Genomic DNA, 16,655 nt, shown 5'->3' on the forward strand with positions numbered 1-16,655 from the left:
CAACTATTAACGATGTTTAATTTCTGAATACTAAAACTACTAACTTGATTTAGTCTTGAGGTGCTATGGATGCATTCGTTTTAGCCTCTTCTCGTTTTATGCGCTTTAATTCTGTTTGTGCCTCTTCTACGACATCATCAAACTGACTAAAGTTTTCAATAACACTTTCTAAAATATACGTGGCTTGATACGCATCTTTTAGCGCATAAAAGTTTTTGGCCATAATTACCAACCCTTTTGCACCATAATATTTATAGCCAGAATAATCCTTAGCCAATTTTTGTGCTGATGTATTTGAAGCCTTATAGTTACCTTCTTTATTCTTGAAGTAAGCATCATAATACAACGCCTCGGCAGCTATCTCTCCTGTTGCTACCTTTTGTACATTTTTATATGCTGATTTTGCCTTAGCTTCATCGCCAGTTTTTATAGCTGAACGCGCAATAATAATATGTGCATCACTCTTTATTTTATTGTCTATTTTAGAACTTCTCAATACTTTTTCAGCATAAGTCACAGCATTATCATAATCTTCTAATTGATAATTGGCTTTCATTAAATTAGATTGCGCAAAAACCACGTTCTGTGGAAAATTAGCCTCAACCTCTAAACGTTGTAATAATGGAATGGCTTCATTCCAACTTTTGTTTTCTAAGTGATATTGAGATAGTCTTGATAATGCTTCTTCTGTAAACTCACTTTGTGATGCTTCAACCACAAATTTGTAATGCGGCGCTGCATTGGCAATTAAATCCTTTTTATAATACAGCTGCCCCAAATAGAAATGTGATTGCAGATTGTGAATACCGCTAGGAAAGCTATTTAAGTAACTATTAAACTGTTTTATGGCTGCATCTGTATTGCCTTCTAAATATTGTTTTTCTGCTGCTTGATAGGATGTATTGTCTAAATCGGCATCGGTTACCTCAACATAATCTAATTGTTTTACCCAAGCTGCGTACTCATCTACACGTCCTAAGTCAATATAAATTAATCTTGCTGTAGATACTGCTTGTACTGCTTCTGGGGTTCCTGGGTAGTTGCCTGCTACATTTTTAAATTTACCTAAAGCTGCTTCATTTTTACTGGCATTATAGTGAATTAAACCTTGACGCAACAACGATTTTGGAACAAATGAACTCATTCTATATTCTGAGTTTAATTTGTCATACCTCGCCATAGCCTTGTCGGTTTGATTTGCTTTTACATAGGAATTTCCTAATTCATATAAAGCATCATCACGTAATTTAGATTTTGGGTATTCTCCAACAAATGTTTCTAGTTCTTTTATCTTTTTTGAAGGATTACCTGCGTAACCTGTACTTATTGCCTTTTGAAAAAATGCATAGTCAGACTCTACTTCATTCATCTTAATGGCTTTTCCATACGCATTTATTGCTTGATTGTATTTGCTAGACACAAAATAACCATCTCCTAAACGTAAATATGCATCGTTCAATCTTATTTTATCATCACTTCGTTTTGAAATAAATTGATTGAAATACTTTGATGCTTGGTCATAATTTTTCAATTTAAAGTATGTGTATGCTAAATTATAATCGATGTTATTTTGCTCTGGCACATCCATCCCGGTAGATTGTTGGATAAACTGTTTAAAACCAACTAAAGCATCTTCATAATTGGTTAAATTATAATCAGCTTCGGCTTTCCAAAATGTTGCTCTTGCAGTAAATATTTCATCCAAAGATTCGCCTAAAGACTTATCAAACAAACTTTCAGCTTCTAAATATTGGTTTTCATTATACAACTCCAACCCTCTATAAAATGCTACTTTTTGATAGGCTTTCTTATTTTCAAAGCTCTTTTTCTTTTCTAAAAGATTAAGTGCTTCCTCATAATTTTTTGAAGTGATGTAGGAATCTATCAAAAGTGTTTCAATCTCCTCTTTGTATTTTGTTTTAGGATATTTATCTAAATAACCTGCCAATACTTGTGGCACAGACTGATAGGGATTCCCAATTTCATAACTAATCTTCGCATAATTTAGCCATGCATCCTCCTGAATTTTTAAATCGAAATCCATTTCAGAGGCATTTCTAAACGCATTCAACGCTTCTTGTTTTTTATCAAGATTAATGTAGCTCTCGCCTAAATGGTAGTATGCATTTTGGGCAATACCATTATTTCCTCCAATAATCTTATTAAACTCTGAAATTGCACTGTCGTAATCACCTTGTTTGTAATGCGCATATCCCAATTGATAAAAGTCTGTATTATTCCATTTACCAGTTCTATCACGCTTTCCCTTTTTACCTTTATAAGCTTGTAAATAAGGAATCGCCTCTGCATATTGTTCTAGATTGAAATAACTCTCCCCTATTATTTTTGAAAGCTCTGATACTTCATCTTCATCACTAGAGTCTAATATTGCTTTGGCTAACGCAATAGCTTTTTCAAACTTTCCTAATTTAAAGTTTAAATCCGCTTGATAATAAGATAACTTTTCCTTGTAGCGCTCTTGGTCTTCAACTTGTTCAAAATACTCAGTGGCCCTATCGTAATCGTCGCCATCATAGGCCATAAACCCGATGTAATATTTTGCTTGTGAACCATATTCTGGAGAATTCTCTACCCTACTCAGATAAGTTTTAGCATCTTTATATTGTTTTGTTATAAAGGCTGTATAGCCATTATTAAAATAAAACTTCTGACGTTCTTTTCTGGATAATGCTGCTTCGTCAACTTTACTATACCATTTCCTAGCATAAGCATATTTTCCATTAGTAAAATAGTAATCCGCAACGTCAACAAACGCTGTGTTTCGCTTAGTACTTGTTGGATATTCCTTTACAAAATCGCTGATGAGTTGATCGGCATTTTGCTGATTTAATCGTACTGCACAATTAGCAATATAATACGTACATTCCCCTTTTAAACCTTCTTTATCTGTAGATTTCCTTATTTGGGAAAATAACGATTGTGCTGCTAAATATTGCTGATTATTATACAGGCTTAATGCCTTTTGGTAATCTACCAGGCTATTAGTATAAATAGCTGATGCTTGCGAAAACACTTGTATTGAAATGCAACATACAAGTATAAAAATACCATACTTTAGCTTCATTTAGTATTTGGTTTTTGTTTGATGAAATTCAAAGATAATTAATGGATTTGGATTCCCGCCTTCACGTGAATGACAAATTTAATCGAAACCAAAAAATACATTTTGGAGACTTATTCTTCCTATAACGCAACAATCGTGCTAGAATTATAAACGGCGTTATTAAATGTTAAAAAACGACTCTGGTCTAACGGTTTAAAAGCAATAAATATTAAGAAAAACTGTTTAATGGTTGTGCCATTAAACGATAAGCACTAAACTTGTATATTGAAATTACTATTTTATGTCTGAAACCATTCTAGAACTTAAAGATGCTTCTATTTACCAAGGCGAGAGTTTAGTGCTCTCTGGTGTTAATGTTGAAATTAACAAAGGAGAATTTGTGTACTTAATAGGTAAAACAGGTACTGGAAAAAGTAGTTTCATGAAAACCCTCTATGGGGATTTGCCTCTTAACGAAGGAGAAGGTTCTATTGTAGATTATGATTTAAAAACCCTAAAGGAAAAAGATATTCCCTTTTTACGACGAAAATTAGGTGTTGTATTTCAAGATTTTAAATTATTGATTGACAGAACTATAAACGACAATCTACTTTTTGTATTAAAAGCTACAGGCTGGAAAGATAAAGACAAAATGAATATTCGCGTTGAGGAAGTACTGAGCAAAGTAGGGATGAAAACTAAAGGCTTTAAATTTCCTCATGAACTTTCGGGTGGAGAGCAGCAACGGGTAGCTATTGCAAGAGCTTTGCTAAATAATCCTGAACTTATTTTGGCTGATGAACCCACTGGAAATTTAGATCCACAAACCAGTGTAGAAGTTATGGAGGTGCTGCAAGACATTAACAAAAATGGCAACACCATCCTTATGGCCACTCACGACTATGCCTTGCTTTTAAAGTACCCAAGCAAGACGTTAAAGTGTGATGAGAATCAGGTTTATGAAGTAGTGCAAAGGAAAGGGTAATTATGCTTTCAATTTTAATTCCTGTATACAATTATAACATTGTTCAACTTGTTAGAAGCATCCATAAACAAGCACTCAAGGCCAACATTAAATTTGAAATTATTTGTTTGGACGACAAATCCAATAAAGACATAGCTCTAATAAATTCATCTGTAAGCAAGCTTGATAACACCTCTTATCTGCTATCAGAAAACAACAATGGTATCGCTATCACGAGACAGCACCTTTGTAACTACGCAAAATACGACTGGATATTACTCCTTGATGCTGATGTGGAATTAAGGGACGATTTATTTATTAGCAATTACATTGAGGCTCTTGAAACTTCTAAATACGATATTATTTTTGGAGGTATTAGTTATAAAAATGAAAAGCCACATAAAAAAAGTGTGTTACGTTGGAAATATGGCAAACAATGTGAAGGCGTAACTTCTAAAATACGTAACAAAAAGCCTTACAAGATAACTTCTGCAGCAAACATATTGATTAAAAAACAACAGTATAATCGTTTTAGCTTAGACTCTGTAGGGAATTCATATGGTATGGATATCTTCTTCGGCCCACAATTAAAACTACATAAAGTCCCGGTATTACATATAAATAATAGTGTGTACCATCTGGGGCTAGAGGATAGTGAGACCTACATTAAAAAAACAGAATTTGCAGTAAACACGTTGTTAAGCCTTCATTATAATAATAAAATTGAATTACACGAAAATGATTTACTTTCTAAATTTATCTTGTTAAAATCCGTAAAGCTTAATTTTATTTTTTCATTATTTTATAGATACTTAAAGGATATTATCAGAAAACACCTCAAAAGCAGTAACCCATTAATTATAGTGTTTCAATTTTACAAATTGTCTTACATGTGTTATTCAGACCTGAATAAAAAATAGCCCTACTTGACAGATTGGAATAAATTATGCCACTGCTTCATAATATTTGTAAGCCCATAGGCTTTCATACTTTCTTTAGCAGACGTTGAAATTCTTTTTCTTTCTTCTTTGTCTTGGATAAGCATACTAACTTTATTCGCATACTCTTGATAGTTGTTTTCTTGAACTAGAAAACCATTTTCTCCATCATTGATATAACTGTTGGGACCTTGTGTATTTTTGAATGCTACAACAGGCAAACCACATGCCATTGCTTCTGTTACGGCTAACCCAAAAGGTTCATATCTTGAGGTATTTAACAACATTGATGCCCCTATATATACACTTTTTATATCTTTAACAGGTTTAAAAAATTGTATTCTGGAAGATATTCCAAGCTTGCCTGCAAGCTTTATCAACTCACTATTATTGCCTTCTCCATATATATTTAAGTTCCAATCTGGGTGTTTTTTGTAAACTAAAGCCCAAATTTTGATCAACTTATCATAGCCCTTTTGGTACGATAGTCTGCCTACAGCGATAGCAATTTTATTATTTAGAGCACTACCTCCATCAGTAATTTCAAAAGCTATGGGATTTGGAATTACCTGATAATTTCCTGTTTTTTTATTTGTATTATTAAGTCTATATACAACTACTTTTCTATATCTATTTGACACTAATGAAAAAATATAGAAAGACAACCTAAGCTTAATATTATCAAGAAACGATGCTGCTTTGGCATCTTTACTGTTATGATTTTCAAAAATTAAAGGTATCTTATTGTTTTTCAATAAAAGAGGCATCAGCGCTCCTTTTAATCCATTATCACAATTAACAATAATATCGGGATGAATAGTTTTTATTTTAGTATTTAGCTTACCCCTATAGCTTAAGATATCCTTTATTTTCGCTTTTTGCCTTGATAAATCGTGAATAGTAATCTTGTCATGAAAATTAAAGAACAGGTTTTCTATACCTCCGTGAGTATTTAAAATATGTATTTCGTATGGGTATGCCTTTACCAAATAGTTTAATTTTATGGCTAGCACCCTTGCCACGCCTCCTGAGGTGTTTAAATTAGTTGCTATATATAGTAACTTTGTCATTTTTCAATCTCCATTAAATCGAGCCATTGTTCCCCTATTCGTTCTAAAGAAAATTTTTCTACACTAGACATGGCTTGAGATTTGCACTTATTGTAAAGTTCTTCATTATTTACAAACAGGCTCATAGAATTAGATAACTCATCTATATTTTGATTTTCAACTAGCAATCCATTTTCGCCGTCAATTATAATCTCTCTTGGCCCTGTTTTACAATTAAATGCTACAACAGGAGTACCACAAGCTAGTGCTTCTAGCATGACCATCGGCATACCTTCATGAGAACTTGATAACACAAAAAACTTAGCTCTTCTTATGTATTTGTATGGATTATTTTTAAACCCAAGTAAATGTACTTTATCCTTCACTCCATTTTCTTTAGCAATACTTAAAAGTTTTTCTTTTCTAGAACCCTCTCCTAAAATAACTAAAGCTATATTCTTACTTGGAAGTATTGATTTTGAATAAGCATATATGAGCTTATCAAATTGCTTTACATTGGTATCATACTGACCTACACCGATTACATACTCGTAATTCAAAGAAATGTCATCAGATGCTTTTTCCTTAACTTCTTGAATGTTTATTGGGTTGTAAATAGTCATTACATTCTTTAAATTATGCTTTTGCTCAATCATGTTTTGCATATCTTGAGTTATAGCAACAACTTTAAAGGCATCTGAGTACATCATTCTGGTTAAAAATGATTGGTCTGGCATGTAACTGTTTAATTTTGCACTATGAACCGTAAAAATAGTTTTGGCATTGTAAACATACTTAGCCACTAATAGCTCTTGGATAGGCTTTATTCTAAACCTGAAATCTATAATAAAATCAAAAGAATGTTTTTTAAGATACCTCCTAAGCGCAATTAATCGTTTAGCCTTATTAAATACTCCATTGGTTTTATTCTTTAATTTCCCCAGATTTTCAACAGTTCCAGCATAAGGGTATGCAATATCATCTAGCACTATTATATTATGAACATCTAACCCTTTTTCATGAAAAAAAACAGATAAGATAGCTGCTACCCGTTCTGCTCCTCCTCTATTTAACCTGTATCCCACTAAAGCTATTTTCATTTTTTACAACAACTAATTACTTAAAATTATCGTCAAAAATAATTGTTTATTTTAACTAACTTAAATATTTCTTGATTATAAGAATTACTTTTACCTCATACAACTAATTGCTAAATGACACTCTTATCTGTTCACCTTTTAACCTATAATAATGAGAAGCACATAGAGGTTACTCTTGAATCCATTATTAACCAAAAAGTAAACTTTGAATATGAAATTATTGTTGGTGATGATTGTTCGACTGACAATACTTTAGACATCCTAACAAAATATAAACTCCAATATCCAACCTTAATCAAGTTAAAACGTAATAAAACGCAATTAGGTATTTTAAAAAATTATAAAACTACACTTGATAGATGCAATGGAAAATATGTTTTTGATTTAGCTGGAGATGATATAATTCAATCTGAAAACGCACTCCAAAAAATGGTAGATGCATTACAACAAGACACCAATATAGGTTTTGTTGATTGTGGTTACGACAGGCTTGATGATAAAAACGGCCGTATAATTCGCTTTAAAAACAGAAGTATAATAACTGCTTCAAAAACAGCATACTTAAATGCTGTTTTAATGGGAAAAATAATTCCAGTTGGGCTTTGTTACAACAAAGATTTATTATACCAATATGTTGATTTTGAAACTTACTTTAAGATGAACTTGACTATTGAGGATTATCCAATCTTGGTAGACATGATTATGAATACTAATTTTAGTAGAATTACCGAAAGTTTGGTTACCTATAGAATTCATGACACTTCGTATTCTCACAAAAAAACATTCGAAAACCACTCTTTTCTGAACAATCAAATGCGAAACTTATTTGATTACATGGCTAAAAAGTATAGTTACCCTGAAAATATAAAACAGAGTTTTCACAACAATTCCCTTAAAGAACTTCTATTTTTTGCAGGATATTTTGAAAAAAAAGAACTTGGAAAGGAAGTATTCCAAAACATAAAATCTAAAAACGTTAAGGATTACATACATTATTATGCAAGTCAGAACAAATTATTCAGAAAACTAATCGCTATTATTTGATTTATTATAGCCCACATAGGCCTCAAAATCATCTATATAATCTTCCGCTTTATAAACATCGGATGCCACTACCAAACAAATAGCTCCTGATGAGAAATTTTCAAGTTCTCTCCAGATGCCTGGAGTTATCAATAATCCCTTAGAGGGATTATTTAACGTAATACGTTTCTTGTGATTTCCATCTTTTAGTATAACATCAAAACTACCACTTACAGCTATCAAAAATTGACTTAACTCCTTATGTGCATGTCCACCTCTGTACGAACCGCTGGGAACATCAAACAAATAATATATTCGCTTAATATCAAAAGGTATAATATCCTTTTCTATTACAGAAAGATTTCCTCGGGGATCAGCTATTTTAGGAATATCAATTATCCTTAAATCCTCTATTCTAGCCTGTTTCATTTAGTCTGGACTTTTTAAATATTCTTCTAATCAGCAAAGCTACAATTATTAAATAAACTACATATCTGAGAAAATGGGCAAATACTACTCCTTCTAATCCCATTCTATCAATAAAATAAACGCCAAATATATATAATAACGTATATGATATCACTTCTGTTACTATAAAAATTTTCCAATGCTTACGAGCTATAAATTGATAAGCTAAAACTACGGCAATAATTTTAAGCATATCTCCCAACAATTGCCATTTAAATAAAATCCCCATAGGTAAAAACGCTTCAGTAAATAAGAGCTTAATAATAAATTCCCTAAAAAAAAATATCAAAACAAACACAAATCCAAACAGTGGAATTACTAATTTATATATCCTTTTCAGTTCAATTTTAAACTCTTTAAAACTGGTCATCTTTGCATATCTAGGTAAAATATATAGAGAATACACCCCAGTCATGAAAGACAAGTAATAATTAGACAAACTCGTCATCGACGTCCAATACCCTGCTTCTTCTCCAGACAGTTGTTTTATTAAATAGTTTCTGATTTTAATATCTACACTATTACTCAAAATTACAGCAGCACATGACATTATTATAAAAACAAACAACGAATTTCTATAAAACTTATGAAATCTTATCCTTAGATCGAGAAATAATTTCAAACCATCCCTTGCAAAAAGCAGCAACGCTAAAAGTTGAGCCAATGGGGTCAAGGTTATCGCCAATAACACCCCTGAAAGTCTGTATGTCGATACCAAAAAAATAATTAACAATGTTACGAAAGCATATGTTGAAAAAGTAATTATGGTCGCTTTTTTATAATTTGATTTACCATTAACTATGGAGAGGTTTAAATTATAAACTGATGTAAACGGCATTGTTAATGCTAGAATCATAAAAAGATATTTATACTCACCTGTTTTAAAAAGCAATTGACTCCAATATGAGGCACCAAAAAATAATATAATACCTATTGTAATACTCCCCATTACTCCATAAGCGATAGAAGTACTATATAACTTTTTTAACTCATTTGGACGATTTTCATATTCTGACTGATATTTCAAAACACCTTGATCGATTCCCATTGTTGTACCAAGACTAAACAACGCTAAAAAGTTTCTTAAATTCCCAACATAGGCAAGGCCATTAGGTCCTAAATAAATAGCTATGAGTTTTTGCGAAATAATTCCTAATACAGATCTAAGCAAAACCCCTAAGGAGTTAACTGAAAATAGTTTTATCAAAAACAAATCCTTATGTTCTTTAAATAACCTCAATTAAAAAGAATTAATTAAAGTACAAACCTTGTTGAGGCTTTCTTTACTTAAACGAGGATACAGAGGAAGACTAAGTACTTCATCGTGAATCTTTTCAGTGTATGGAAAACGGAAATTTGTCCATTGCTTATAGGCAGGCTGTTTGTGAATTGGTAAAGGATAGTGAATTAATGTTTCAACATTCTTTTTGAGCAAATACGCTTTGAGTAAATCTCTTTTTTCACTTCTTATCACGAAAAGATGGAATACATGTTGATTTATATCATTAAAAAACGGTAATACTACATCATTATTATCTATGCTATTTATATAAAGTTGTGCCAGTTCCTGCCTCTCTTTATTATCAAGCCTTAACTTCTTGAGTTTTATTCTCAAAAAAGCAGCTTGAAGTTCATCTAATCTACAATTATAACCCTGTAGTTCGTTTTTGTAAGTGCTTATCCTTCCATAATTTCTTAGTTTAAAAATTACCTCGGCTAATTGCTTATTATTTGTTGTAACTGCTCCTGCATCTCCAAGCGCACCTAAATTTTTAGTTGGATAAAAACTAAATGCTGCTACAGCTGATAAATTTCCTGCTACACGACCATCTGTATATGTAGCTCCATGAGCCTGTGCCGCATCTTCTATTAGCAACAAATTGTATTTCTTAGAAATACGCTCTAGTTCACTAACATCATACAACTGCCCATATAAATGAACTCCTAAAATGGCTTTTGTCTTAGCATTTATATTTGCTTCTATTCCGGAAGAATCTATATTGTAAGTTTTTAAACAAGGCTCAATTAAAACGGGTTTTAAACCAGCATTACTAACCGCTAAAACAGATGCTATATAGGTATTGGCAGGCACGAGAACTTCGTCTCCTACAGATAATCTTCCTATTGCTTTATATGCTTCAAAAATTAATTGTAATGCATCAAGCCCACTACTAACCCCTATACAATACTCTGTACCACAAAATGATGCAAACTCATTTTCAAATTCAGAAACCTGATTTCCTAAAATATAATGCCCAGACTTTAAAAAATCTTTAAATGATTTTTTATAGTCAGTTTCATAAACCTCATTAACTAAATTTAAATCTAAAAACTTAATCATATAAAAACGTTATCCAAAAGCTTATAATTAGTCGTTTCGATTTCATAAAAATCGTGAACTAAAGCAGAAGCTCCAAAGCTTTGTTTCCAATTTAATAGCCCTAAATTTATATTTTTTCCTTGATTTTCATTGGAAATCCCAAAATCAAAATACTTCTTATCCTTGTAGATATCTGATATCAACGTATGAATGAGAAATGATAAAGCTCCTTTTTTATTATTCTTTTTAGTGGAAATATATTGTAGATGTACTACACTTTTAGACTCAAAAACTGTGCACCCAGCAAGTATTTCTTTTTTGTCATAAACATTATACTGTGTTATATTGTTTGGGAACTTTTCTTTTAAATGATTTATTTCAGATAGAGAATGTACAGGATCTACACCAAACGTATCTTTTAAATTAGGCTTTAATATAAAGTCCCAAAAAGGTAAAAAATCATCATTTGATACCAACTTTAAATCAGAATTTGTAGCCCTTTTTATTTCCCTCCTTCTTAATTCTGAATAATTTGGCTTAAGTTGGTTAGAAATTACCATTGAAATATCCCTACGGTATAATTTTGCCTTTAAAATAAACACTAAATAATCCAATTCATCTGCATACTTACTATTGTATATCTTAGGAATCTGTTTTATTACTAACTTTTGTACTTCGTTTTCTAATAAAAACTTTAGTAAGCCTGAAAATACTTGAAGAACAGATTCGAAAGACAAACTATTTGGCAATATCAAACCACCATAACTCAATCCTTGATGAGAATACACAGTATGCTTTTCCTTGTTTGCGGGAAATATGGCAACTAGTTTTTTATCTTTAAAAACTAACAAAGAAAAATCTTGAAATCTCTTATTATGGTATTCCATAAATTCTCTATTAAAGAGAAAAGTGGCATTCTTTGCGTTGATAACAAATTCATTCCATGCCTCAAAATATTGTTGAGAGTACCTAACAACTTTAAAATTACTCATAACGATTCCGTTAGTCCCATATTTTGGTTAAGAACTATTTCTTATCAGATTCAACCCCAAAAAGAGAGCTTCCAAAAATTAATAAAATTACCCCATAATACATCAAATAACTTACAAAATGTGCAATTGTAGCTCCTTTAACTCCATAAATCTTTATAAAGTAAATACTTGTAGTGTACAAAATAATAACCAAAAAAGCTTCTGTAATAATATAATGCCAAAACATTTTTTTCGCTAAAAATTGGTAAGCAATTATCATAGATAGTACTTTAACAAAATCGCCCAAGAGTTGCCATAAAAACAAATCTTCTACTGGCTGAAACTCCTCTGTAAAAACCAATCTCACTATAAACGGACGTAACAAATATATAAGCAATAGCCCGAGTGTAAAATAGGGTATAATGGTTTTATATAATGAAAACACTTCTTTCTTAAACTCTTTAATATCATTTATTTCAGAAAATCTTGGAATGATATATAAGCCCAACAATGAACTTACCATCATTAGATAGTATTTAGAAATTCTAAGTATTGCTTCCCAGAAACCTGCATCTTTATAACCTATAGTATCTATAATATGAGAACGAATAGCTAAAATAACTAATGGTAAGATAATAGCCGAAAATAGAGCCATCCCAGAGTAAGAACTCAATTTTTTAAAATAGGTAAAACTAATACGTTCAACACTAATTAATGGCAATAGGCTTTTTCTATTAATTATCCCAACTAGTGTTATTAAGAATATAAGAGATTCTGATATGGCAACAGATATTAATGCCCCATCTAATTTGTTTTGATATATTAATAACAATGCGACAAACAGACTTAAAATTTGCCCAATTATGTTTATTATGATTAGGATTTTATACTTTGAAAATCCGTTCATAATTGAGAACGAAAACATATTCAATGCATAAAAAGGCAATACGATTGCAAATATTTTTATAATATATTCATAATTATTGTACGTTGGAAAGATAAGATCGTTAATGGTATCTGCTTGAAAATAACAGAAAAACGACATCAATATTGTAGTAAAGAAACCAGTATAGTAGACCGTTGATAAGGTTTTACTTAACCTTACTAAATCATCCTTAAAATCATTTACATACTTTACTATTCCCTTATAAAAGCCTAGCGTGGCAAAGGTTTGTGCAGAAGCTACAAAATTTCTAAGATTACCAACAAGAGCTAAACCTTCAGCTCCAATCATTACTGCAATAGCTTTTGAAGTAAGTAAACCTGCAATAATACGAGTAAACACCGCAGCCGTTTTCAATGAGCCAGCTTTCACTAATACCTTACTATTAATATAATTAATTAACTTTTTCAAAAGAAATGGTTTGTAGTAGTGATAACTAAAAAACCTCTGTGTTTTATAGTCATAGAGTTCTCAAATATACAAAACGAATCATAAGAGAATTATTGCCTATTATACAGAAATTCTTCTACTTTTTAGGACATAATATAGATTTATAAACAAAATTGCTGTATTAGTAATTATAATTGGTTTTGAAATAGGTTGTAAATAAACTCCATATAATATAAATAACAAACAGCCTAATGCATTTACAAGTCTTAACTTTATAATGGATTTCAAGAGAAAAGACATTAATACTGTGGTCATTGCAGCATACCCCAACCAATCTACAATGTCAATCCCTAAAAACATTACTATATAGTTTTATTACGCTTACGCTCTACTTCAGTAAGAAATATTTTTCTCAACCTCAAGTGGTTAGGTGTAACCTCTACATATTCGTCTTTTTGAATATATTCCAAAGCTTCTTCTAAAGAGAACTTAATTGCTGGTACAATTTTAGCTTTATCATCGGCACCTGCAGAACGTACATTACTAAGTTTTTTAGTTTTAGTAACATTTACCGTCATATCATCCCCTCTGGAATTTTCTCCAATTACCTGTCCCTCATAGATATCTTCTCCTGGATCGATAAAAAACTTACCACGTTCTTGTAACTTATCAATAGAATAAGGGATTGCCGTACCATTTTCCATAGATACTAAAGATCCATTTTGACGCTCAGGAATACCGCCCTTAACAGCTTGATACTCTTTAAAGCGATGTGCCATAATGGCTTCTCCAGCGGTAGCGGTTAATAACTGATTTCTTAAACCTATAATACCCCTAGATGGAATTACAAATTCACAAACCATTCTATCGCCTTTAGCTTCCATACTTAGCATTTCTCCTTTACGCATGGTTACCATTTCTATGGCTTTACCTGAAACGTGTTCTGGTAAATCTATAGTCATTTCCTCAACTGGTTCACATTTAACGCCATCAACTTCTTTTATAATTACTTGAGGTTGACCAATTTGCAACTCGTATCCCTCACGACGCATAGTTTCAATTAAAACCGATAAGTGCAATACACCTCTACCAAACACCATAAATTTATCGGCACTGTCTGTATCTTCTACCCGTAATGCTAAGTTCTTTTCTAACTCTTTTGTTAAACGCTCTTTTATATGTCTAGATGTAACGTATTTACCATCTTTTCCAAAGAATGGAGAGTCATTGATGGTAAACAACATACTCATTGTAGGTTCATCAATAGCAATGGTTTTCAACCCTTCAGGATTTTCAAAATCAGCAACAGTATCTCCTATTTCAAAGCCTTCTAAACCTACAATAGCACAAATATCCCCAGCTTTTACCTCATCTACTTTTTTGCGTCCTAAGCCTTCAAACGTATGTAATTCTTTTATTCTAGATTTTACAATCTTACCATCACGCTTTACTAAAGAAATATTTTGATTTACTTTTAATTCCCCACGTGTTAAACGTCCTATTGCTATTCTTCCTGTAAACGAAGAAAAATCTAAAGAGGTAATCAACATTTGTGTTGTTCCCTCTTCAATTTTCGGAGAAGGAATATGCTCAATAACCATATCTAATAAAGGCTCGATATTCTCAGTTTCATTTTGCCAATCATCACTCATCCAATTGTTCTTAGCAGAACCATACACAGTTGGAAAATCTAATTGCCATTCTTCAGCACCTAATTCAAACATTAAATCAAACACTTTCTCATGCACCTCATCAGGTGTACAATTTTCTTTATCTACCTTGTTTACTACAACACAAGGTTTCAGTCCTAAATCTATAGCTTTTTGAAGTACAAAACGGGTTTGAGGCATAGGACCTTCAAAAGCATCCACCAACAACAATACACCATCTGCCATGTTTAAAACACGCTCTACTTCTCCTCCAAAATCGGCGTGCCCCGGTGTATCTATGATATTAATTTTTGTGCCTTTGTAGATAACTGAAACGTTTTTGGACGTAATAGTGATACCTCTTTCTCGTTCCAAATCATTGTTATCCAATATTAAATCGCCTGTATTTTCATTCTCACGAAATAATTGACAATGGTACATAATTTTATCAACCAATGTAGTTTTTCCATGGTCTACGTGAGCGATTATAGCAATATTCTTTATGTTTGACATAACAACTTTTGTTTTAAGCCTGCAAATGTACATGTATTTATCAGATAGTTAAAACTTTATTGCAATTAAAAGTTTGCTTAATGGTTTGTTTTAAACTCTAGCTTTGGATACAATTTCTACATAAAAATAGCTCTTAATTTAATTACCTTTGTATCTTTAACAAAACGTAAATGGCACTAAACGATATTCCAAAATTAAAACACACCAATTCTAATAACTTCTTTTTATTATGTGGCCCTTGTGCTATTGAAGGCGAGGATATGGCTTTAAGAATTTCTGAAAAAGTAATTTCAATAACAGATAAGTTAAATATCCCCTATATATTTAAAGGGAGTTTTAAAAAGGCAAACCGCAGTAGAATTGATAGTTTTACAGGCATTGGAGACGAAAAAGCTTTAAAAATTCTACAGAAGGTGTCAACTACTTTTGATGTACCTACTGTTACAGATATCCATGAGGTTTCTGATGCTGATAAGGCTGCTGAATATGTGGATGTTTTACAAATTCCTGCATTTTTGGTACGACAAACAGATTTGGTAGTAGCTGCTGCTAAAACTGGTAAGGTGGTAAATTTGAAAAAAGGACAATTTATGAGCCCAGAAGCCATGAAACATGCTGTGCTAAAAGTTAAAGATGCTGGTAACAATCAAGCTTGGATTACAGATAGAGGTACGATGTTTGGCTATCAAGATATGATTGTGGATTTTAGAGGCATCCCTACAATGCGAGCTTATGCTCCTACTGTTTTGGATGTAACACATTCTCTACAACAACCCAATCAATCTGCAGGTGTAACTGGAGGACGACCTGAAATGATAGAAACTATTGCCAGAGCTGGTGTTGTAAACAATGTAGACGGCTTATTTATTGAAACCCATTTTGACCCTGCCAATGCTAAAAGTGATGGGGCTAATATGCTGCATTTAGATAATTTAGAATCATTATTGACTAATTTGGTTTCTATTAGAAAAACTGTAAATAGCTTAAAATAATAGTATTTTAGTGAGAATTAATTACTAAAAAACTATGGAAAATAATAAAAGAGGTGGAGACGCACCGATACAATGCGAATTAGAAGCTAATAAAAATTATGCTTGGTGTACATGTGGGCATAGCGATGAGCAACCCTTTTGTAACGGATCTCATAGAGCAGCAAAAGCTACACCATCTATGGTGTTTTCTGTAGATGAAGATAAAACAGCCTATTTATGCACTTGTAAACAAACTAAAAACCCGCCATATTGTGATGGGTCTCATAATTAA

Annotated in this window: 14 protein-coding genes; 5 read left to right on the forward strand and 9 right to left on the reverse strand. The window is 31.9% G+C overall.

The window, feature by feature from the left end:
* Positions 1 to 49: 49 nt before the first annotated feature.
* Positions 50 to 3,085 carry a tetratricopeptide repeat protein gene (locus JS605_RS17205; protein WP_203258967.1) on the reverse strand — a complete coding sequence of 1,012 codons (3,036 nt, stop codon included), beginning with the start codon at positions 3,083 to 3,085 and terminating at the stop codon, positions 50 to 52.
* Between the two features lie 280 nt (positions 3,086 to 3,365).
* Here JS605_RS17205 and JS605_RS17210 point away from each other — a divergent pair, with 280 nt between their 5' ends.
* A complete protein-coding gene (locus tag JS605_RS17210) occupies positions 3,366 to 4,049 on the forward strand; it encodes a cell division ATP-binding protein FtsE (RefSeq protein ID WP_203258968.1) in 684 nt (227 codons plus the stop codon).
* Positions 4,050 to 4,051: 2 nt separating this feature from the next.
* Complete coding sequence (locus JS605_RS17215) at positions 4,052 to 4,948, forward strand: glycosyltransferase family 2 protein (protein WP_203258969.1); 897 nt, start codon at positions 4,052 to 4,054, stop codon at positions 4,946 to 4,948.
* 2 nt (positions 4,949 to 4,950) lie between these two features.
* Here the strand turns inward: JS605_RS17215 and JS605_RS17220 are convergent, their stop codons facing one another.
* Together JS605_RS17220 and JS605_RS17225 are read right to left on the reverse strand one after the other, a co-directional pair.
* A complete protein-coding gene (locus JS605_RS17220; RefSeq protein WP_203258970.1) occupies positions 4,951 to 6,036 on the reverse strand; it encodes a glycosyltransferase in 1,086 nt (361 codons plus the stop codon).
* Positions 6,033 to 7,115, reverse strand: a complete 1,083-nt coding sequence (locus JS605_RS17225; protein ID WP_203258971.1) for a glycosyltransferase — start codon at positions 7,113 to 7,115, stop codon at positions 6,033 to 6,035. The genes JS605_RS17220 and JS605_RS17225 overlap by 4 nt, the downstream gene beginning before the upstream one ends.
* A gap of 114 nt (positions 7,116 to 7,229) precedes the next feature.
* On the opposite strand from JS605_RS17225, the gene JS605_RS17230 reads away from it, so the two are divergent.
* Positions 7,230 to 8,159: a glycosyltransferase family 2 protein gene (locus tag JS605_RS17230; protein ID WP_203258972.1), complete on the forward strand. Its 930-nt coding sequence runs from the start codon at positions 7,230 to 7,232 to the stop codon at positions 8,157 to 8,159.
* Here the strand turns inward: JS605_RS17230 and JS605_RS17235 are convergent.
* From JS605_RS17235 to typA, 6 genes are all read right to left on the reverse strand, one after another.
* Complete coding sequence (locus JS605_RS17235) at positions 8,142 to 8,567, reverse strand: sugar 3,4-ketoisomerase (RefSeq protein WP_203258973.1); 426 nt, start codon at positions 8,565 to 8,567, stop codon at positions 8,142 to 8,144. The genes JS605_RS17230 and JS605_RS17235 overlap by 18 nt on opposite strands.
* The gene (locus tag JS605_RS17240; RefSeq protein ID WP_203258974.1) at positions 8,554 to 9,846 is read right to left on the reverse strand and encodes an O-antigen translocase; all 1,293 of its coding nucleotides are present in this window, start codon (positions 9,844 to 9,846) and stop codon (positions 8,554 to 8,556) included. Before JS605_RS17240 ends, JS605_RS17235 begins: the two co-directional genes overlap by 14 nt.
* On the reverse strand, positions 9,847 to 10,947 hold the full coding sequence (locus tag JS605_RS17245) for a DegT/DnrJ/EryC1/StrS family aminotransferase (RefSeq protein WP_203258975.1): 1,101 nt from the start codon (positions 10,945 to 10,947) through the stop codon (positions 9,847 to 9,849). It lies immediately after the preceding gene.
* Positions 10,944 to 11,918 carry a GNAT family N-acetyltransferase gene (locus JS605_RS17250; protein WP_203258976.1) on the reverse strand — a complete coding sequence of 325 codons (975 nt, stop codon included), beginning with the start codon at positions 11,916 to 11,918 and terminating at the stop codon, positions 10,944 to 10,946. The genes JS605_RS17245 and JS605_RS17250 overlap by 4 nt, the downstream gene beginning before the upstream one ends.
* Positions 11,919 to 11,952: 34 nt before the next feature.
* A complete protein-coding gene (locus JS605_RS17255; RefSeq protein WP_203258977.1) occupies positions 11,953 to 13,251 on the reverse strand; it encodes an O-antigen translocase in 1,299 nt (432 codons plus the stop codon).
* A 341-nt stretch (positions 13,252 to 13,592) separates the two neighbouring features.
* A complete protein-coding gene (gene typA, locus JS605_RS17260) occupies positions 13,593 to 15,392 on the reverse strand; it encodes a translational GTPase TypA (RefSeq protein WP_203258978.1) in 1,800 nt (599 codons plus the stop codon).
* 170 nt (positions 15,393 to 15,562) lie between these two features.
* Between typA and kdsA the strand changes: the two genes are divergently transcribed.
* On the forward strand, positions 15,563 to 16,384 hold the full coding sequence (kdsA, locus tag JS605_RS17265) for a 3-deoxy-8-phosphooctulonate synthase (protein WP_203258979.1): 822 nt from the start codon (positions 15,563 to 15,565) through the stop codon (positions 16,382 to 16,384).
* A gap of 34 nt (positions 16,385 to 16,418) precedes the next feature.
* Positions 16,419 to 16,655 carry a CDGSH iron-sulfur domain-containing protein gene (locus tag JS605_RS17270; RefSeq protein ID WP_203258980.1) on the forward strand — a complete coding sequence of 79 codons (237 nt, stop codon included), beginning with the start codon at positions 16,419 to 16,421 and terminating at the stop codon, positions 16,653 to 16,655.

This window comes from Hyunsoonleella ulvae (assembly GCF_016827605.1).
GTDB lineage: Bacteria > Bacteroidota > Bacteroidia > Flavobacteriales > Flavobacteriaceae > Jejuia > Jejuia ulvae.